The sequence below is a fragment of the Microbulbifer variabilis genome (genome assembly GCF_023716485.1).
Lineage (GTDB): Bacteria > Pseudomonadota > Gammaproteobacteria > Pseudomonadales > Cellvibrionaceae > Microbulbifer > Microbulbifer variabilis_B.
In genome coordinates this window covers 852,107-873,517 of record NZ_CP092418.1, presented here as the reverse complement: position 1 = coordinate 873,517, position 21,411 = coordinate 852,107, and the positions used below count along the sequence as shown (strand labels likewise).

15 protein-coding genes are annotated in these 21,411 nt (G+C 53.5%); 12 read left to right on the top strand and 3 right to left on the bottom strand.

The genetic code is table 11. The features are described 5' to 3' along the window. Positions 1–9 precede the first annotated feature (9 nt). On the top strand, positions 10–1,674 hold the full coding sequence (locus MJO52_RS03985) for an aminotransferase class V-fold PLP-dependent enzyme (protein WP_252084659.1): 1,665 nt from the start codon (positions 10–12) through the stop codon (positions 1,672–1,674). A gap of 25 nt (positions 1,675–1,699) precedes the next feature. Here MJO52_RS03985 and MJO52_RS03980 read toward each other — a convergent pair whose 3' ends face one another. Together MJO52_RS03980 and MJO52_RS03975 are read right to left on the bottom strand one after the other, a co-directional pair. Then, complete coding sequence (locus tag MJO52_RS03980) at positions 1,700–2,602, bottom strand: universal stress protein (RefSeq protein WP_252084658.1); 903 nt, start codon at positions 2,600–2,602, stop codon at positions 1,700–1,702. Further along, positions 2,602–4,107 carry a SulP family inorganic anion transporter gene (locus MJO52_RS03975; RefSeq protein ID WP_152451629.1) on the bottom strand — a complete coding sequence of 502 codons (1,506 nt, stop codon included), beginning with the start codon at positions 4,105–4,107 and terminating at the stop codon, positions 2,602–2,604. Before MJO52_RS03975 ends, MJO52_RS03980 begins: the two co-directional genes overlap by 1 nt. A gap of 396 nt (positions 4,108–4,503) precedes the next feature. On the opposite strand from MJO52_RS03975, the gene MJO52_RS03970 reads away from it, so the two are divergent. From MJO52_RS03970 to MJO52_RS03930, 9 genes are all read left to right on the top strand, one after another. Further along, positions 4,504–5,784, top strand: coding sequence for an efflux RND transporter periplasmic adaptor subunit (locus MJO52_RS03970; protein ID WP_252084657.1), 1,281 nt, complete (start codon positions 4,504–4,506; stop codon positions 5,782–5,784). A gap of 97 nt (positions 5,785–5,881) precedes the next feature. Beyond that, complete coding sequence (locus MJO52_RS03965; protein ID WP_252084656.1) at positions 5,882–6,583, top strand: ABC transporter ATP-binding protein; 702 nt, start codon at positions 5,882–5,884, stop codon at positions 6,581–6,583. Between the two features lie 13 nt (positions 6,584–6,596). Next, entirely contained in the window at positions 6,597–7,919 is a 1,323-nt protein-coding gene (locus tag MJO52_RS03960) for an ABC transporter permease (RefSeq protein ID WP_252084655.1), read from the top strand. A gap of 10 nt (positions 7,920–7,929) precedes the next feature. Then, a complete protein-coding gene (locus MJO52_RS03955; protein ID WP_252084654.1) occupies positions 7,930–9,138 on the top strand; it encodes an ABC transporter permease in 1,209 nt (402 codons plus the stop codon). Between the two features lie 70 nt (positions 9,139–9,208). Then, complete coding sequence (locus MJO52_RS03950; RefSeq protein ID WP_252084653.1) at positions 9,209–9,742, top strand: nuclear transport factor 2 family protein; 534 nt, start codon at positions 9,209–9,211, stop codon at positions 9,740–9,742. Between the two features lie 114 nt (positions 9,743–9,856). After that, positions 9,857–11,209, top strand: coding sequence for a sigma-54-dependent transcriptional regulator (locus tag MJO52_RS03945; protein ID WP_252084652.1), 1,353 nt, complete (start codon positions 9,857–9,859; stop codon positions 11,207–11,209). Then, positions 11,209–12,531: a sensor histidine kinase gene (locus MJO52_RS03940; RefSeq protein WP_252084651.1), complete on the top strand. Its 1,323-nt coding sequence runs from the start codon at positions 11,209–11,211 to the stop codon at positions 12,529–12,531. Before MJO52_RS03945 ends, MJO52_RS03940 begins: the two co-directional genes overlap by 1 nt. Before the next feature lie 309 nt (positions 12,532–12,840). Further along, on the top strand, positions 12,841–15,159 hold the full coding sequence (locus tag MJO52_RS03935) for an immune inhibitor A domain-containing protein (protein WP_252084650.1): 2,319 nt from the start codon (positions 12,841–12,843) through the stop codon (positions 15,157–15,159). Between the two features lie 176 nt (positions 15,160–15,335). Then, complete coding sequence (locus MJO52_RS03930) at positions 15,336–15,620, top strand: high-potential iron-sulfur protein (protein ID WP_252084649.1); 285 nt, start codon at positions 15,336–15,338, stop codon at positions 15,618–15,620. Here MJO52_RS03930 and MJO52_RS03925 read toward each other — a convergent pair. After that, complete coding sequence (locus tag MJO52_RS03925; RefSeq protein WP_252084648.1) at positions 15,617–16,579, bottom strand: AraC family transcriptional regulator; 963 nt, start codon at positions 16,577–16,579, stop codon at positions 15,617–15,619. The two genes, MJO52_RS03930 and MJO52_RS03925, sit on opposite strands and share 4 nt — an antisense overlap. A 377-nt stretch (positions 16,580–16,956) precedes the next feature. On the opposite strand from MJO52_RS03925, the gene MJO52_RS03920 reads away from it, so the two are divergent. Then, complete coding sequence (locus tag MJO52_RS03920; protein WP_252084647.1) at positions 16,957–18,099, top strand: efflux RND transporter periplasmic adaptor subunit; 1,143 nt, start codon at positions 16,957–16,959, stop codon at positions 18,097–18,099. A 110-nt stretch (positions 18,100–18,209) separates the two neighbouring features. Continuing rightward, entirely contained in the window at positions 18,210–21,404 is a 3,195-nt protein-coding gene (locus tag MJO52_RS03915) for an efflux RND transporter permease subunit (RefSeq protein WP_252084646.1), read from the top strand. The last annotated feature ends 7 nt before the right edge of the window (positions 21,405–21,411 follow it).

The following is a 21,411-nucleotide window of genomic DNA, read 5'->3' as shown; positions in this document are numbered from 1 at the left end:
AAGAGAATCATGACCACTCTTATCAAGCACATCCGTGAATCTGTTATCGGCGATCGCACACCGATTCCTACTCCTTTTGGACCTAGGCCTTTGGTTTATGCCGATTACACCGCTTCCGGTCGTTCATTGACGTTTATCGAAGATGCCATCCGTCAGCAGGTACTGCCCTACTACGCTAATACCCACAGCGAGAGTTCCTTTACCGGTGCACAGATTAGTTCGCTGCGCGAGGAAGCACGGGAAGAAATTCGCCGGGCGGTCAATGCAAGCCCCGAACACAAGGTCATTTTTTGTGGCTCTGGCGCCACCGCTGCGATCAACAAACTGATCGATATCCTCAACATCCGTTTGCCGGCTGACCTGGATAAGCGACACCAGCTACTGGAGCAAATCCCTCCGCAACAACGGCCGGTGGTTTTTATCGGACCCTACGAGCACCATTCCAATGAATTGCCCTGGCGGGAAAGCATCGTCGAACTGGTTTCTATTCCCCTGAATCGCCAAGGCGGGCTGGATCTAAACGGTCTGGAATCCATGTTGCACACTTACGCCGAGCGACCCGTGAAGATTGGCAGTTTTTCCGCTGCCTCCAATGTAACCGGCATTAAAACCGACGTAGCGGCCGTCACCCAACTGCTACACCGCTACGGCGCTCTGTCCTTCTGGGACTATGCGGCTGCCGCGCCCTATGTGGGGATCGACATGTGTGCAGTTGGGGACAAGGCAAATAAAGATGCGGTCTTTATTTCACCGCATAAATTCGTCGGCGGGCCGGGTAGCCCCGGTATTCTGGTGGTACACGAGCGGCTGTTAAAAAACTCTGTACCGGCGACTCCCGGCGGAGGCACAGTACTCTATGTCACCCCGCAAGATCACCGCTACCTGGAGGACCCGGAGCGCTGTGAGGAGGGCGGCACACCCGCCATTGTTGAGTCTATTCGCGCCGGCATGGTCTTCAAACTGCAGGGGATGGTGGGCACAGAAGAAATTGCCAGACGCGAAGAGCAGTTTATCAACCGAGCGCTGCAGCGCTGGTCCCGTGAAGAAAATATCGAAATTCTCGGTAACCTGCAGGCACCTCGCCTTTCCATCGCTTCACTGCGTATTCTCTGGCAGGGCAAGGACTTGCACTACGGTTTTGTTGTGGCACTGCTCAATGATCTGTTTGGTATCCAGGCCCGCGGTGGCTGCTCCTGTGCCGGCCCCTATGGGCACGCACTGCTCGGCATCGATATGGAGCACAGCCGCGCTCTGGAAGAACAGATTCTAAAGGGGCAAAAACTACTACGGCCCGGCTGGGTGCGCCTGAATTTCAATTATTTTATCGACGAAGACACCTTTGAATACTTGCTAGAGGCAGTTGCCCTGGTCGCACAGCACGGCTGGAGGCTGCTGCCCTATTACGCCTTCGACACGGCTCATGGAGTCTGGCGCTTCCAGCAAGAAAAACTCGGCCCAGTTGTCAGCTTGGCAGAGATGGATTTTTTCGCAGGGGCAATAAACGAAGAAGAGGAGCCTCAACCGCTAAGGACCCTGAGCGACTACCTTGCTATCGCGGAGGAGGAGCTATGCCGAGCTCGGCCGGAGGCGCATTACTGCGAATTAACACTGCCTGCAGATGCCGAAGCACTGCGCTGGTTCACCAGCCCCAGGGAGGCAGCGTTAGCACTCTGAGGCCGCAACCCCAGAGCTTCAATGATCAACGCAACAGCAGCAGGGGTTGCCGGGTTTTTAGCAGCATCTTGGCGGTGATGCTCCCCATTAACAGGTCACGCAGGCGATTGTGGCTGAAGGCCCCCATCACTGTGAGGTCAATCTGGTGTTCTGACTGATAGGCAATCAAAGCTTCAACCGGATTGCCCTCCAGGTGGCTGGCTGTAACCGCCAGCCCCGCAGTATCCAGCTCAGCGCTGGCCTGCGCCAGCAGTTTCTCCGCCACGTCCGCAGGTCCCACATTTACCAGATGGCAGGACATCTGCCGGAACAGAGGGCTCTCTGCCACCAGCGACAGGGCCTTGCACGCGGCTTCGCTACCATCGTAAGCGAGCATAATGCGCTTGGGTGGCTGGAATTCCCGGTTAACCACCAGAATCGGCTTGTGCAGGGCACGCACCACCGTCTCCAATTGCGCACCCAGGCCCTGGTCAGAATCCGCGTGCTCTTCACCGCGAATACCGAGCACCAGCACACGAATCGAATCCTCAAGCTCCACCACGGACTCGGGCAAGCTGTCGTGGCGCTGGCAGCTCATTACCTGCCCCACTCCAGCAGCCTCAACGCGAGTACGCGCGGCCTGCAACATCAGTTTGCCCTGTTTTACCAGCAACTGCGCGCGCTGTTGCTCCAGCGCGGTCAGCTCTTCCAGTAACTCTTCCTGGCTGCCGAGGCCGATGCTACCGGTGAAGTCCGTTACCGCAGGGACCTCACTGCGTTCGATGTTATGCAACAGCTTTAGTGGCGCACCCAGGCTATCGGCCAGCCAGGCCGAATAATCACAGACTGCGCCGGTGTAATGGGAGCCGTCGATACAGGAGAGTATCAGCGGCGGTGTAGCACCATTACTAAAGGAGTTATTGTTATTGTCGCTGTTGCTTACGGCCATCAATGTCCTCCAAGAACCCGTTCAATTTCCTCGGGTTTATCATGTACGCCGAACCGGTCGACGATTGTCTCACTGGCTTGGTTAAGTCCCACCAGCTCTACCTGGGCGCCCTCACGACGGAATTTCAGCACAACTTTGTCTAGGGCGTTCACCGCGGAGATATCCCAGAAATGTGCGCGGCTGAGGTCGATCACTACCGTATCCACGACTTCTTTGAAGTTGAATGATGCGGTGAATTTATCGGCGGAATTAAAGAAAACCTGCCCAATCACTTTATAGGTTCGACGACTCTGCGCCTCGTCCAGTTTACTGCTTACATACATAAAGTGGCTGACTTTGTTGGCAAAAAATAGCGCGGCCAGCAACACCCCAACAAACACACCATAAGCTAGGTTATGGGTCCACACTACCACAATCACAGTGGCCAGCATGACCAAATTGGTGGAGAGCGGATAGTGTTTCAGGTTGCGAATGGAGCTCCAATCAAAGGTGCCGATAGAGACCATGATCATGACCGCCACCAGGGCCGCCATAGGGATCACCGCCACCCAGTCACTGAGGAACACCACCAGGGTCAATAGGCCAATACCGGCTACCAGGGTCGAGAGTCTACCGCGACCGCCAGACTTCACGTTGATTACCGACTGGCCAATCATGGCGCAACCGGCCATACCACCGAGGGAGCCGGCAGCGATATTGGCAATCCCCTGCCCCTTACACTCGCGGTTTTTATCGCTGTTGGTATCGGTCAGGTCGTCGACAATGGTTGCCGTCATCAGAGACTCCAGCAGACCGACCACAGCCAGGCCAGCGGAATAAGGGAAGATAATCTGCAGGGTTTCAAAATTCAGCGGTACTTCGGGCCAGAGGAAGATCGGCAGAGTATCCGGCAGTTCACCCATATCGCCGACGGTACGGATATCCAGCCCCATGGTTACGGCCACTGCGGTGAGCAGTAGGATACACACCAGCGGTGAGGGCACCGCTTTACCAATCACCGGAATATAGGGAAAAAGATAAATAATCCCCAGGCCCGCTGCGGTCATGGCGTAGACCTCCCAGGTGCCACCGATCAACTCGGGCATCTGCGCCATAAATATCAGAATGGCCAGGGCGTTCACAAACCCGGTCACCACCGCCCGGGACACAAAGCTCATCAGGCTGCCCAGCTTGAGGTAACCGGCAATAATCTGCAGTACCCCGGTGAGCAGCGTCGCCGCCAGCAGATACTGCAAGCCGTGCTCCTTCACCAGCGTCACCATCAGCAGTGCCATGGCACCCGTGGCCGCGGAAATCATACCCGGCCGGCCACCCACAAAGGCGATCACCACGGCAATACAGAAGGAGGCGTAGAGTCCAACCCTGGGGTCCACCCCCGCAATAATAGAGAAGGCGATCGCCTCTGGAATAAGAGCCAGGGCCACTACCAGGCCTGCGAGAACGTCGCGACGTATATTGCCGAACCAGTCGGCTTTGGTCGATGAGAGCAGCGATGGAAGGAACATAAACGCAATAAATTTGAATTGATCAAAAAAAGGCCGCGCACTCTACCACATGCACAGTCCCCCCGCATAAACCCCCACTACAGACCAAAGATTCAGCGGATAGACCTTCGCCTTCAGTCTCCCCAGCCCTAGCTTTATTCATCTTCCCCGGCCCCTTAGCACTAGCGGACAAAGCGGACAGCGGACACTTTTTGCGGACACCCCCGAAAAAGCCCCGCACTACCAATAACTCAAAAAATCCTTATTTTTCAATGAGTTAACAGTTATTTCAAAGTTGGCACAGCCCTTGCTGAATACCCGGCAAAACCAGTTTTTTTGATTTGCATCCGAATAGAAAATTTTTTGCATCCAAGTTGGAAAAGCAAAAGCCCCAATTAGAGAGTAATGGAAAGCGAGATGATCAGAGACACTTCCAGGCAAGATACAAAAATCGAAGCCGTGCCGCTGTGGAAGAATCCAAAAGTAATTAAGAGTACCCTCGGCCTCGGCCTGGCCACCGCTTTCCTCACCTGGGGTATCAGCGCCTGGCATAGCACCAGCTCCGTGGATAACACCCTATCTCTATCAAGGATCAATATCGCCCAAGTGGAGCGCGGTGATCTAGTGCGCGACCTGGTGGTTCAAGGCAAAGTCGTCGCCGCCAACAGCCCCACCCTGTTCAGCCCCGCTCAAGGTATCGTGAAGTTTTCCGTGAAAGCCGGAGATACCGTAAAGGCCGGTCAGATCCTCGCCAGCGTCGACAGCCCAGAGCTGTCCAACCAACTGGCCCAGGAAAAGGCGCAACTGAACCAGCTCGGTGTGCAGCTGCAACGGCAGAAAATCCAGGCCAAGCGCCAACAGATGGAGAACAAGCAAAAAGCCGACCTGGCCAAAGTCGATCTCACTGCAGCTAAGAGGGAGTTAAAGCGCTCCGAACTCTCGATGGAGAAACAGATTATCTCCCTGCTCGACTTTGAGCGCAGCAAGGATGAAATGGCCCGCGCCCAGCTGGAATACCAACAGGCCGTACAAAATGCAGAGCTGGAGAAAGAGTCCCTCACCTTTGAAACCCAGACTCTGGAGCTGCAGCTATCACAACAACAACTGCAAGTGGAGGAGTTGGAGCGCCGTGTGCGCGAGCTGCAGATCCTCTCTCCAGTGAATGGCACTGTCGGCAGTCTCGCCGTCACCCAACGCAGTGCAGTGCCCGCTAATTCACCGCTGATCACTGTAGTGGATCTCACCAGTTTCGAATTGGAAGCCGCCGTGCCAGAAAACTACGCCGACGACCTGGGTCTGAATATGGCCGTGGCCATCAACCTTGGAGGGCGGGAACTGCCCGGCGAAATCACCGCGATATCCCCTGAAGTCATCGACAGCCAAGTCATCGCCCGGGTGCGCTTTAGCGAGGGACAGCCCCAAAACCTGCGCCAGAACCTGCGCCTCACCGCTCGCGTACTGCTGGAGAACCGCAATGATGTGTTGCTGGTAAAACGTGGAGGCTTTCTGGATCAGAGCGGCGGCCGCTTTGCATTCCGTCTCAACGATCAACAACAGGCAGAGCGCGTTGCCATTCAAGTCGGCGCGCTGGGATTGAAGCAAGTGGAAATTGTTTCCGGCCTGCAAGAGGGCGATCAAATCATTATTTCCGCCTCCGAAGGATTGGATACGGCGCAGCTGATTGCCCTGAAAGAATAGGTCAAACAAGACATTCGGCACGCGCAAGCTACACCCACTCAGCTTCCGCGATTCATTAAAGATTTAAAAAATTCAGTGATAAACAAGGAATATCGCCATGCTTAAAATGCATAACGTCCGCAAGAGTTTCCGTACAGACACCATAGAAACCCACGCCCTGCGTGACTTCAGCCTGGAAGTAAAGGAAGGGGAATTTGTCTCTGTCACCGGTCCAAGCGGCTCCGGTAAAACCACCTTTCTCAATATCGCAGGGCTACTAGAAACCCCAACCGGTGGCCAATATTTGCTGGACGGTGAAGATGTCAGCAACCTGAATGACCGCCAGCGCTCCCTCCTGCGCAACGAGAAAATCGGTTTTATTTTTCAGGGATTCAACCTGATTCCAGATCTCAACCTATTCGACAATATCGATGTGCCTCTGCGCTATCGCGGCTTTAATGCTAAAGAGCGCCGTAAACGCATCGAAAAAGTTCTGGAACAAGTAGGTCTATCTGCCCGAGCCAAGCACCTTCCAGCACAGCTGTCCGGTGGTCAGCAGCAGCGTATCGCCATCGCCCGTGCCCTGGCCGGCGAACCGCGCTTCCTGCTCGCGGACGAGCCCACCGGAAATCTCGACTCCCTGATGGCGCGCCAGGTTATGGAGCTTCTGGAGTTTATCAATGAATGGGGCACTACTATCGTGATGGTCACCCACGACCCCGAGCTGGCCCGCCGCGCGCATCGCAATATTCAGATTGTGGATGGGCAAGTATGTGATCTGCGCCCGGTCACCGAGCAACCTGAAGCCGCTACTGCTTAAGGAGCCTGCAGTAATGATTGGATACTATATTTCCCTGGCTCTGCGCAGCCTGCGCAGTACACCGATATTAAGTGCACTGATGGTCGCGGCCATCGCGGTGGGTGTTGGTGCCTCCATGACAGTGCTTACTTTGAACTACACGATGTCAAAAAATGCTCTCAAGCATAAAGATGACGTACTTTTCGCAGTACAGCTCGATGGCTGGGATGTTAATGAAGCCGCAAATACCACCAATGAAATTCCCTGGCAGCTAACTTATAGAGACACTCAGGCCCTGCTACGCTCCGATATCCCCACTCACCAGGTGGCCATGCACCGCTATGGTTTCACCGTGGAGCTGGAAGATTCAGCGATCCGACCTTATACCGCCGATATCCGCGTAACCACTCGCGATTTCTTCGCCCTGTTCGATGTTCCTTTTATCTATGGAGGAACCTGGGAACAAGCAGCTGATAACTCCCCCTCGCAAGTGGTAATAATCTCCAAGGCCACTAATGAAAAATTATTCTCGGGAAAAAACAGCGTTGGCGAAACCGTTATATTAAATAGCCAGCCTTTTACAGTCATTGGCGTTATTGATACCTGGGAACCCTCACCCAAAGTTTACGATGTAAACAACAGTTCCTTTGCAAAAGTTGAATCCCTTTTCGTGCCTTTTGGCCTCCACCGCAAGCTGGAAATTTACAGCTGGGGGAACACTAATGGCTGGGGTAATAGTGGAGAAGGAGAGGGAGAAGGCTACGAGGGTTTCCTACAAAGTGAGAGCGTCTGGATTCAATTTTGGGTTGAACTCCGCGATAGCGAACAGAAAGCTGAGTACGAAAACTTCCTAACCGCGTATATTCAAGGACAAAAGGACCAAGGGCGCTTCGAGAGACCATTAAAGTTTGCCCTGAGTAAACCTTCCGAGTGGCTAGTTCTTAACGAAGTTCTCAGCGATGACAATCGTATATTGGGCTGGGTATCTCTGGCTTTTCTGTTGGTTTGCGTTATCAACGCGGTAGCTCTGCTACTAGCCAAGTTTCTGCGCAAAGCACCCGAAGCGGGTGTGCGCCGGGCGCTTGGTGCCAGCCGCAATGCCATCTTCACACAACACCTCATTGAAAGCTCTACCATCGGTATTCTCGGTGGGATAGTTGGTATTTTACTTGCTTTTATGGGCATCAGTGGAATCCGTTATTTGGCTATGGGACAACTGGATACAGTGGCCAAGATGGATTGGATAATGGTAATAGCCGCCATCGGGCTTGCCCTGATCGCAAGCCTGCTGGCAGGACTTTACCCAGCTTGGCGTATCAGTCGCACTAATCCATCCATTTACCTGAAAACCCAGTAAAGGACGAGTCATGCTTGAATTAAAACCCATGTTATCCGCCCTCTGGCGTAACAAAGTTCCTGCCATGCTGATTGCTCTGCAGCTTGCATTGACACTGGCAATCATCAGCAACACGGCTGTTATCGTAAAAGACCGCATTGCAAAAATAGAAAGACCTACTGGTATAGCCGTAGAGGAAATCATAGCCATCAACGTAATGGCGATCCCTAATAACTACGATATGATTGGAGCTGTATCTTCTGATTTAGAGTTACTGCGAAAACTGCCTTTCGTCCAAGATGCAACGGTTACCAATCAAGTACCTTTATCCCGGTCAGGTTCCGCGGGCACTTTTTACAATCAACCTAATCAGGAAATCGGTGGAGAGGTCTCTAACCGTTACAATACAGACCCAAACTTTATCAATACTCTGGGCCTAAAATTAGTGGCGGGGCGAAACTTTACCAGTGCTGAAATGCAATATTTTGATCCCAGTGAAAATCGGGATATCAATGTCGCAGTTATTACCCAGCAATTCGCGGATAAAATTTACCCAGACCAAGATCCTATTGGAAAACCCCTCTATGATGGCAACACTTCCCATCCAATAGAAATTATTGGTATTGTCGAACGGCATCTGGGCGCTTGGGTGGATTGGCCAAAAGCAGGCAATGTGGCTTTTTTCCCCATTGTCAGAAATACTCAGGACGTCAATTATTTAGTACGTGCCGAGCCGGGAAAGCGCGATGAAGTATTGAAGACCTTAGTAGAGAAACTGTCAGAAAGGGATCCTCAAAGAGTTATAAGAACCAGAGTTCTCTCAGAATATGTCGCTCGCAGTTATGCAGGCGATAACTTAATGGTAAAAGTGTTATCTATTGTTGCAGCCACCCTCAGCTTTATCGTAGCACTGGGAATTGTCGGCCTGACAATCTTCTGGATTAATCAACGGGCCAAACAAATTGGCGTAAGGCGTGCACTAGGTGCAACCCGCAGTAATATCAGCCGTTATTTTCTGATTGAAAACAGCCTGATTGCCGCTACTGGTATTGCCCTGGGCAGTGCCGCAGCCTTAATCGCCAACCAATATATGGTGCGCGATTACTCCCAGCCGGTATTAACCCTGCTGCCACTCACTATCTGCGCTCTATTGGTACTGGTTGTCAGCCTTGCTGCAGCTCTAGCACCAGCACTGCGCGCTGCCAATATTTCCCCGGCGACTGCAACACGAAGTGTATAAAGATTGGACTTGGTGGTCAGCCTCTTAATAGCCTGACCACTATTCTTGAGAAAACATAGAAGGATTTTTTATGCGCAATTATTTTGGAGCTGTAGGTTTTACAGCTATATCGCTTTTCATGTCCACAGCACTTGCCGAGCAGCACCCAGTCGTTGCCGGCCCTCAAGCCACGAAGGAATTAGAACAAGAAATCACAGCTGTGGATTCACAACTGTTTGATGCAGTTTTCAACAGCTGTGACATCGACAAACTGAGCCAGCTTATAACCGAAGACTTGGAAATGTACCACGATAAATGGGGAAAAACGGCAAGCTCCGCACAAGAGTTTCTCGATGGTATTAGCGGTATGTGTGAACGACAAAAATCCGGCAGCGATATCAAGGCACGCCGCGAGTTAATTGCTAAAAGCGTAAAGATATTCCCAATCAACAACTATGGCGCGGTCCAAACCGGAACGCATAATTTTTATGGTATTCACGCCAACAACAAAGAAGTACTGCGTGAAAGTGGACAATTTACCCATCTCTGGCAAAAGGTAGATGGGCAATGGAAGCTCGCCAGGGTGCTGAGCTTTGATCACCAACCTGCCAACAATAGTCAATAACTCCTAATACTTTGGTGAACGCCTTCCGCTGGGGCACATATTGCCCTAGCTGCAGTTCCCCCTTAATACCCACTCATTGCATAATGTTCAGCTTACAAGCTGGCTCTTGGCCCTATGGATAAAATACTCATTATCGACGATAACAGCGGTATCGTCTCAGCCCTAGAAATATTGTTGTCACTGCACGACCTACAGCCTCTCTGCGCCATTACCCCCCAGGCAGGTCTGCAGCTGTTGCGGGAAAACCGGGATATCAGCCTGGTGATCCAAGATATGAACTTCACCGCGGATACTACCTCTGGTGAGGAGGGGCGCGAATTGTTTTTTGCCATTCGCGAAATTAACCCAGATCTACCCATCATTCTTTTGACCGCCTGGACGCAATTGGAAATGGCCGTGGAGCTGGTCCGCGCCGGTGCTGCCGATTATCTGGGCAAACCCTGGGACGATAACAAGCTGATTTCCACCATCAATAATCTTCTTGAACTCGGTGAATTGCAAAAACGGCAACGAGCTTCCCAGCAAAAGGCCATCGATGCCCGCAGTGAATTACAGGATAAATTCGACTTGCGCGAGATCATCTACCGCAGCGATAAAATGCAACAACTGCTAGAGATGGCCACGCAGGTGGCCAAATCTGATGTACCAGTTCTAATTACAGGGCCCAATGGAGCCGGCAAGGAAAAAATTGCCGAAATTGTGCAGGCCAATTCCATGCTACGTGACGAACCTTTTGTAAAGATCAATGTGGGCGCCCTACCGGAAGAGCTGATGGAAGCAGAACTATTTGGTGCCGAGCCAGGCGCCTATACCGGCGCTGGTAATAAGGCCCGTGAAGGACGTTTCGAGGCCGCCGATGGCGGCACCCTCTTTCTCGATGAGATCGGCGAACTTTCTGCCAGTGGGCAGGTGAAGTTATTGCGCGTACTGCAAACCGGCGAGTTCCAGCGGCTCGGTAGCAGTCAAACCCGCAAGGTTAAGGTTCGGGTGATCAGTGCCACCAATAGCGATCTGCCCCAGGCCATCACTAATGGCAGCTTTCGCCAGGACCTGTTCTACCGCCTGAATGTGATTGAGTTGCGCCTGCCCCCTCTGTGTGAACGCCCCGAGGATATAGCCCCGTTGGCCATGAATTTTTTACAGGATAACGGCAGTTCAAAAAAACTCTCCCCCCAAGCGTTGACCGCCCTAACCCGCTATCAGTGGCCCGGCAATGTGCGTGAACTGCAAAACGTGATGCAACGCGCTTCGGTTCTCTGCCGTGGAGATACGATAGATGAAGCACTGCTTGCCCTGCCGAAACAGGCCTCAATAGACAGAGCCGAAGTACATTTCGAGCCCAGCCGCGAACTCCTACAGCAAACGCTGGCCAGCTGTAATGGCATTATCGCCCAAGCTGCCAGGGAACTGGGCATGAGCCGTCAGGCACTGTATCGCCGACTGGACAAACACGGTATTCCCTATTGATGTCGAAATATTTCTCTCTGGAAGGCCGTATCCTCGCCTTCTCCATATTGGCTCTAGCCATCGCCGCCGGCCTGCCGTGGTTATTAAGCCTTATTGGTTTGGACGCCCGTCTCTCCTGGACCCTGGGCCTTATCCTGGGAATTTGTACTCTTATCAGCCTGATACGTCTGGCACTAAAGCCCCTGACCTCCACCCTGAAATCCCTACAGGGTGGATTGCTCAACTTTCGCGATGGTGACTTTTCTATTTCACTGGTCTCTCCCCGGGATACTGAACTGAGCAAGATCACGAATTTATACAATGATATCGGCGAACACCTCAGACGCGAACGCGCCCATATTTATCAGCGGGAATTACTTCTGGATACAGTAATACAAAGCTCTACCCAGGCTTTGATCCTGGTGGACCAGAGTGATCATATTATTTATTCCAACAGTAGCGCTAAAAAGTTACTCAATGGCGGGAAACCTATTCAGGGTTTACTGTTGCAAAAGTTGCTGCCCAACAGCCCGAAAGAAATTGCCAGCGCCATACAAAATTGGGATAACGGCCTGTTTAATTACACGGATAAATATGGCAGCCACTCCATGCATATTGGCAACAGCACATTTGTACTCAACGCCCACAAGCACCGCCTGATTGTTATGCGCGAGATGACAAAGGAGCTCACCAAGGCGGAAGTAGAGGTATGGAGAAAAGTGATTCGCCTGATTAGCCATGAATTAAATAATTCCCTCGCCCCCATCTCCTCCCTGGCCCACTCAGGAAAAATGCTGATCGCCAAACCGGATAAAGCCGCAGCGCTTGGAAAGGTGTTCGATATTATTGCCGAGCGCTGCAAACACCTGACTGAGTTCACCCAAGGCTATGCCAGCTTTGCCAAATTACCCCCACCAAGCTGTGAACTAGTCAGCTGGCAAGAACTTGTAGAACGCATAGCCCCCTTACAGGAATTTATTTTAAAAGGTGAACTACCAGAGCGACCAGGCTACTTTGATCCGGTACAAATTGAGCAAGCTCTACTAAATTTAATCAAAAATTCCCGTGAAGCAGGCTCCGGCAGTAATGATATCGAACTGTCGATTCACACTGATGGCCTGGGTCAACAACTGGTTATTGCCGACCGTGGTTGCGGCATGAGTGAAAAAGTGTTGCAACAAGCGCTGCTGCCATTTTTCTCCACCAAAGAACAGGGAGTGGGCCTGGGCCTCGCCCTCTGTAGAGAAATTGTCGATGCACACGGAGGGCACATTCAGTTAATGAACCGAAACGGTGGCGGCTTGCAAATCTCACTATGGCTACCCTGGGAGCAAGAAACTTAATAGCAAAAATTTAAATTAAACAATTAAAATAGAAATTAAGCCTTCCAAGAAGGATTAAGATAAAAAAATAATTCCAGAGTGTGCACCCACTATCTCAGTGCAAAGCAACGTAAATAACCGAGTAAAAAAATACCAAGTCCATCACAAAAAAAGTGCTGTGGCTCTTCCCTCTTACTTCGTTGAACAACATGGGGCTACTGAATAGTTCAGCCGGCCCTTAAGGTTCGGGTAATGCACCGGCAAAGTGCCCTTAAAATTTATAAAAATCTCCCGAGCTCTTTGTTAAAACAAAAATGAAAGAAGGGATCAATGCTAAAAGTAAATAGTCTGCTGCCCGTCAGCGCGCTTGCTCTCAGCCTGATGGCTGCGAGCAGTTACGCTGCACCCTCACCTCAGCTACAAGGTGGCAATCAGTTCGACCTGGTAATCGCCAACGAAGCCAAGCTGATCGACATGCTCAAGCGCTCAGGCCGAATTAGTAAAAATGCATCCATTGGCGAAGCCGAGCGCACTCTACACCAGTTTCTGAAAGAACGTGCCAGTAAAAGCCAGAACCTGGCCCAGGATTTGTCCAGTGAAACGGTACAAATGATGAAGCATGCCCGTGGCGGCAAGCATCCCAGATTAGGGCGTGGTAAAGGCAAGGGGCGCTTCCATGGCATCGGCCATGCACCGGCACCCATTCAGCTCGAAAACTATGAAGGTGAAATGCGTACCGCGAAGGTTCTCGCAATCTTGATGGACTTCCCAGATTTCCCCCACAACAGCATTGAGCCAGGGGAAACGGATATGTACTACGAGGACTATGCCGCACAACACTATGCAGATCTGCTGTTCTCCCAACAGGGCTTTACTGGCCCCCAGGGTGAAAACCTACTGTCTATGCAACAGTTCTACTGGCAACAATCCGGCAATAGCTACTCCGTCGAAGGTGCAGTAGTAGGTTGGTACACTGCCAGTCAGCCAGCAGCTTTCTATGGTAACAATGAAAACGGCGATGCCCGTGCTTTGGTGCGTGAAGCACTGCAGGCTGCCGCAGCAGATCCCAGCGTTAACCTCGCTGACTTCGATATCGAAGACCGCTACGACCTGGATGGGGATGGCAACTATTGGGAAGCCGACGGCTTGGTGGACCACATTATGATCTTCCATTCCTCAGTGGGGGAAGAAGCTGGTGGCGGCCAGCTGGGAGAAGACGCGATCTGGGCGCACCGCTGGAATCTCGGCGATGTTTTCTCTATTGAGGGAACTACCGCGTCAGTGGATTACTGGGGCGGCACCATGGCGGCCTACGACTACACAGTACAGCCTGCCGACGCAGCAGCAGGTGTTGTCAGTCACGAGTACGGCCATGACCTGGGTCTACCCGACGAGTACGACACCGATGGTTCCGGCCGCGGTGAACCCGTCTCCTCCTGGTCAATCATGTCCAGCGGCAGCTGGGCCGGTGTTATCCCGGGCTCAGAACCCACGGGTTTCTCTGCTTGGGCAAAGGAGTATTTGCAAACCAACCACGGCGGCAATTGGCTGCACGGTGAGACCATCGCCCTGCAAGATATTCCCCGCCGCGGCATCCCGCTCCTGCTTGACGAGGCGGTACACAAGGGCACCAACAACGATGCGATCCGTATCGACCTTCCCAAAAAGGAAGTGGTCGTGACCGTACCAACCAGCGGTGAATACGCCTATTTCAGTGGCAGTGACAACAACCTTCAAAACTCCATGGTAATCCCTGTCGACCTGACCGATGCTCAGAGCGCAAGCCTGACCTTCAAGGCCTGGTATGACATTGAGCAGGATTGGGATTACGGTGCGGTTATGGTTGACCTGGGTGAGGGCTTCGTCTCTATACCCGGTAACATTACCACCGAGACCAGCCCCAATGGGCAAAACCCGGGCTTCGGTATTACCGGCAGCTCCAGTGGTTGGGTCGATGCCGAATTTGACCTGAGTGCCTACGCTGGCCAACAGTTCAACCTGTCCATCGCCTATATTACCGATGCCTATGAAGCCAACCCCGGCCTGTTTGCCGATGACATCACCATCAATGTCGACGGCCAAGCCACCCTCTTCGATGATGCGGAGAGCGACGGCAACTTCAGCCTGACCGGTTTCAGCCGCCACCCCGGCTACAACCTCCACGACCACTACTACCTGTTGGAATGGCGTACCCACCGCGGTGTAGACCAAGGCCTGGCACACATAAATGTGGCCGGCCAAATGCTGACCTATAACGAGGGTCTCCTGATTTGGTATGCGGACACCAGCTATGAAAACAACTGGGTAGGTGTCCACCCCGGTAATGGCTTCCTCGGCGTAGTCGATGCAGATCAGCAGGTTCTGAAGTGGAGCGATGACTCCGTTGCATCTACTCGCTACCAGATCCACGATGCCACATTTGGTGTCGACTGGGCCCAGCGGCTGACACTGGATCTTCTGGAAGATTACGGCATCACCATGACCGATATCCACAACCGTCCCCATCGGGTATTCAACGATCGCAGAAGCTTCAGCAGCGATGAGATCCCCGATGCTGGCCGCGCGATTACCCCTTACGGTTTGAAAGTTCGCGTAGTCACGCAGAGCAGAGACAAGTCGGTAGGTAAAATCCTTATCTCTCAGAAGTAATTCTGTTTTGAGATAAATCTGGAAGGCGGCCAGATGGCCGCCTTTTTTATAAGCGAATAAGATTTCTTCTCATTTCGTTTCCTTTCTGCAGCAATACAACCCCCCCTGCAGAAATTCCAAACCGAGCTACTCTGAAATTCTGAAGACTAAAGCAAAGCGTTTTGGAAATTTTGCCAATGGAAAAACATCAGAATATTTCCCGCAGAAGGTTCCTTAAGTTATCCGGCGGTGCCCTGGCGATTCTTCCGGTTAGCATAATCGCCACTGATCGGGCCAACGCCCAAATCAAGGCGACCAAGGAATCGGTCAATTACCAGGACACACCGAAAGATGGCAAGAAGTGTGTGGACTGCCAGCTATTTACACCACCCAATGCCTGCATAGTAGTGGAGGGCGATATCAGCCCCGAGGGCTGGTGTAGCCTGTTTGTTCTCAAACAGGGCAATGCCACTTCAGACTAAGCCGGCACCCGCAGCTCACCGCGCAGCTTGCTGACATCGGCGCGAGGCGGTAGGCCGAACATGCGGCTGTATTCACGGCTGAAATGGGAGGGACTTTCGTAGCCCACCCGGTAACTGGCGGAAGCTGCTTCCAACCCCTCTGAGAGCATCAGGCGGCGCGCCTCATGCAGACGCAGTTTCTTTTGGAACTGCAGTGGCGACATTCGGGTTATCTGCTTGAAGCTGTGATATAGAGAGGACTCGCTCATATTGGCTTGTTCAGCCAGATCGCTGATACGCAGGGGCTCGGAGAAGCGGTCTTTGAGCACCTCTATCACCCGCGATACCCGGTTAGCCTGGCTGTCCGCCATGGCAAACTTGCGCATACGCGCACCGATCTCACCCATCAGAGCCCGATAGATAATCTCCCGCCTCGCCATGGGCGCCAGTATTTGCGCATCTATAGGATTTCCTGCCAAGTGCACTAAGCGGCTCACCGCATCGAGGATGCCCTGATCCATCTGTGTTACACAGAGGCCGCAGCTGACCTCCGGGCAATCATAACCAGCTTCAATGCCGGGAGCCTTATCTCCTAGCTCCAGGACCAGGTCTGCCACCTCTTTGGGGTCAATAATCAACTTTACCCCAAGAAAGGGGACATCCTTGGAGGCCCGCTCTACTCGCCCCAAAATCGGCAAATGTACAGAAGTTGCGACATAACTGAGGGGCATATAGGAAATTTCCCTATCCCCCAACTCCAGGGTTTTGTTGCCCTGGATAATAAAGTTCAGTGAAGGCGTATAGACTGACGAGGCACAGGCGAGCGGTTCATTGCAGCGAATCAAGGCCAAGCCATCCAGTTCAGTCTCCGTCAAGCCTTGCTCCGGTGCCTGGCGCATCAGGGTTTGGATCAGTTTTTGCCTGGTCGACTCCAGTTCCGCCGGAATGACTTCTGCTACCGCTCTCTCTTCACTGCTCATAGTTTTTCCTCGCGCCCGCGTGCCCTGGGCGGCATCAAACAAGGTGGCTGACAGTATACGGAGTTTTAGGCAACTCTCGCAGGATTTTGCAGGATTGGGCAATTACTGTGCAGCAATAGATAACTTACTGTAATCTCCTACCGTATAAAGCCGTGATAAATTCATTAGTGATTCGCAAACCTAGTTATATATACAGTACTAATTGATTGACTTAAAGGTCTTTCTCAGACTGTCACCTCACTGAGAAAAATAGAAATAGGCAATCAAGCCATAGTTACCGGATACCGCCCCCCTATTGCGCCCTATTAAAGTTGCCTCCCAACTGAGAGGAGTGCCAAACAGCCCCTCTCTTCCGAAGCAAAGGGAGTACACGCGTTATGGTGAAGAAACTTACCGCCACACTGTTCGGCCTCTCCGCACTGGTCCTGGCTGGCTGCGGTAGCGAAGAGCCCACTGGGCAGCAACCGCCCCCTCCGGCCGTAGAAGTTGCCCAGGTTAGCACCGAGGCAACCACTTTGTGGCGCAGTTTTACCGGCCGCGTTGTCGCTCCGGAGACCGTCGAACTACGCCCCCGTGTCAGCGGGTATATCGACCTGGTATCTTTCACTGAAGGCGCCCTGGTAGAGCGAGGTGATGTGCTATTCACTATCGATCAGCGCCCCTACAAAGCCAAACTGCGTGCCGCTGAAGCGGATTTACAGCGGGTACGCAGCGAACTGGCATTCAATACGAAGCAGGCCCGCCGCGCCCAGCAGCTGCTCGACAGTAAAGCCATCTCGCGAGAAGAATACGACCGCCGCATCGCCGCGCGGGATGCCAAGCACGCAGCCCTGAATGCCGCCGAAGCCACTGTGGAAAATGCGCGCCTCAACCTGCAATACACCGAGGTGACAGCCCCTATTAGTGGCCGTGTTAGCCGCGCCCAGATAACCCGCGGCAATCTCGCCAACGCGGATACAACCCTGCTGACCACCCTCGTGTCTGTAGATCCCATGTACGTGTATTTCGAAAGTGACGAGCAGACTTTTGCCGCCAGTCGCAACCTACTTAACAGCGATGCCAGGCCCCCAGTTCATATCGGCTTAGCAGGCGAACACGGCTACCCGCATAAAGGTCAGTTGGATTTTATCGACAACCGCCTCAACAGCCACACCGGCACTATCCAGTTCCGAGCTGTAGTCTCCAACCCCGAAGGCACATTTAAGCCAGGGCAGTTCGCCCGCGTGGAAATGCCTATCGAAGAAATGGCCCAGGCAGTACTGATCGATAGCAAGGCAGTACTCACCGACCAGGATCGCCGCTATGTCTATGTGGTCACGCAGGAGAGCTTGACGGAACGTCGCCCGGTAGAATTGGGCCCACGGCAGGGGGAGCGCACGGTAATCCGTAGCGGCCTTCAAACTGGCGAACGAATTGTAGTCAACGGCCTCCAGAAGATCTTCTTCCCCGGCATGCCGGTCGCACCCGAGATGATCGCCCAGCAGGGTCAAGGCAGTAGCGCTCAGGCCGCCGGACACTGAGCCTAGGTGTTTCCACTACTTTTGGACACCGAGTTTAGGGCACCGAACGCCCAACGAATCCTATCAATGGAATCCGAGCGGCCTGAAAGCCGCTTCCCAGGTAGCAGCGTATGAATTTTTCCCGTTTCTTTGTCGACAGGCCCATCTTTGCCTCGGTGCTGTCGATCATTATTTTTGTAGTGGGATTGATTAGCATCCCGTCATTACCAGTCAGTGAATATCCTGAGGTTGTACCGCCCAGCGTGCAAGTAAGTGCCCGCTACCCTGGTGCCAACCCCAAGACGATATCCGAAACTGTTGCCACACCACTGGAAGAAGCCATCAATGGTGTGGAAAACATGATCTATATGAAGTCGGTGGCCGGCAGTGACGGCACCCTCACTTTGAATGTCACTTTTAAACTGGGCACCGACCCAGACCAGGCCCAGGTTCAGGTACAAAACCGGGTATCCCAGGCACTACCCCGTCTACCGGAAGACGTACGCCGCCAGGGGGTAACCACGCAGAAGCAGTCGCCCAACCTGATGATGGCGGTGCATCTGATCTCTCCAGACGACAGCCTTGATGCCACCTATATTCGCAACTATGCGGTATTGCATATCCGTGATGAGCTGTCGCGTATTCCCGGTGTGGGCCTCGCCGCCGTCTTTGGCTCCGGGGACTATGCCATGCGCCTGTGGGTAGACCCGCAAAAAGCGGCGGCCCTGGGCGTGACTGCAGCGGATATCGTCAGCTCAGTGCGTGAGCAAAATGTGCAGGTGTCGGCCGGACAGATCGGCGCCTCGCCGATGCCCAATGGCTCTGATTTCCTGATCTCTATCAACGCCAAGGGCCGCCTGCAAAGCGAAGAAGAGTTTGGCAATGTGGTACTGAAGACCGGCAGCGATGGTGAAATCACCCGATTGCGTGACGTGGCGCGGGTTGAACTGGCCTCATCCCAAGACTCTCTACGCGCCTTACTAAACGGCCGCCAGGCGGTCGCCATTCCGATCTTCCAGTCCCCGGGCTCCAACTCCCTGGAAGTCTCCGCTGCAGTACGCGAGAAGATGGCGGAACTGGGAGAGCAGTTCCCCGAAGGCCTGGAGTGGAAAGTTGCCTACGACCCAACCGTATTTGTCAGCACTTCCATCAGCTCTGTGATCAAGACCCTGCTTGAGGCGGTATTGTTGGTAGTGCTGGTGGTTATCCTGTTCCTGCAGACCTGGCGCGCCTCCCTGATTCCACTCTTGGCCGTGCCGGTATCCATTGTTGGTACCTTTGCGGTGCTACTGATGTTGGGCTTCTCGATCAACACCCTGACCCTGTTCGCCATGGTACTGGCCATCGGTATCGTGGTGGATGACGCCATCGTGGTGGTGGAAAACGTCGAGCGGAATATCGAGGAGGGACTGACACCCTTAGCCGCTGCCCACCAGGCCATGCGCGAGGTGAGCGGTCCGATTGTCGCCATCAGTATGGTGCTCTGTGCAGTGTTTGTGCCCATGGCCTTCCTGGACGGCATCACAGGCCAGTTCTACCGCCAGTTCGCCACCACTATTGCCATCGCCACCATTATCTCCGCGATCAACTCCCTGACCCTGTCCCCGGCCCTGGCGGCTACCCTGCTGAAGCCCCACGGTGCCAAGCCGGATATGCCCGCGCGCATTATCGAGCGCCTGTTCGGCTGGTTATTCCGCCCGTTCAACCGCTTCTTCCAGCGCAACTCTGAACGCTACCAGCGGGTGGTGGGCCACAGCCTCAAACGCCGCGGTATCGTATTTGGGGTCTACCTGATATTGCTCGGCGGTACCTTCGCCCTGTTCCAACAGGTGCCCGGAGGCTTTATTCCGGTTCAGGATAAGACTTACCTGGTGGGCAGTATCCGCCTGCCGGAAGGAGCCTCCCTGGATCGCACTGAAGAAGTTGCGCGCCGCGTGAGTGAATTGGCTCTGGAAACAGAGGGCGTTGCCAACGCGGCGGCTTTTGTCGGCTTTAACGCCCTACAAGGCACCAATACCCCCAACGTGGGCACGGTATTTATCCTATTCGACGACTTCGATGTGCGCGAACGCAGTGCCACCGAAATCGCCGCGGAGCTAAACGGCAAGCTCTCCCAGATCAAGGAAGGCTTCGCCATGACCTTCATGCCACCACCCATCTTCGGGCTGGGCGCAGGCTCCGGTTACTCCCTCTATGTCCAGGACCGCCGTGGTGCCGGCTACGGTGAGCTGCAAAATGCCACCAATATGCTGGCTGGGGCCTTGAGCCAAGCCAGCGGCCTCAGCTATCCCTTCAGCTCCTACCAGGCCAATGTGCCGCAGATGGACGCCGAGGTAGACCGCCTACAGGCCAAAGCCCAGGGCGTGCGTATGGACGACCTGTTCGGCACCCTGCAGCTGTATTTCGGCTCCATGTATATCAACGACTTCAACCTGTTCGGTCGCACCTACCAGGTGGTTGCCCAGGCAGATGCGCCTTTCCGCGATGAAGTGCAGGATCTCGACAATCTCTACACCCGCAATATGAATGGGGAGATGGTGCCCATCAGCACCATGGTGACCCTGCGCCAAAGCTATGGGCCCGACCCGGTCATCCGTTACAACGGCTATCCCGCAGCCGACCTGATGGGGCAATCCGATCCCAGCATGCTGTCTTCCTCTGAAGCACTGGCGGCGGTTGAGCAGGTAGCCTACCAGGCCCTGCCTCCGGGTATGCAGATCCAATGGACCGACCTCAGCTTCCAGCAGGTTAACCAGGGCAACGCCGCTATGGTGGTCTTCCCTCTCGCAGTACTGCTGGTATTCCTGGTACTCGCCGCACTCTATGAGAGCTGGGTAATGCCGCTGGCGGTTATTCTGATCGTGCCCATGTGTCTGTTGGCTGCACTACTCGGTGTTTGGGCTACTGGCGGCGACAACAATGTATTTGTTCAGGTAGGGCTGGTTGTATTAATGGGGCTCGCCTGTAAAAACGCCATTCTGATTGTGGAGTTTGCCCGCGAGCTGGAAATGGACGGCAAGGGTACCGTAGAGGCAGCCTTGGAGGCCTGCCGCCTGCGTTTGCGTCCGATCATTATGACTTCCGTAGCCTTTATTGCCGGCGTGGTGCCCCTGGTGCTGGCCAGCGGCGCTGGCGCCGAAGTGCGCAACGCCATGGGTATTACCGTATTTACCGGCATGATTGGCGTAACCCTGTTTGGCTTGTTCCTGACCCCAGTGTTTTATGTTGCGCTGCGCAAACTTGCCGGTGGCAGCTTGTCCAACACAACAAAAACTAATGAACCAGCACTGATTCAGGATTCAATGGAACAACCGGCGCATAGCTAGAAATAAC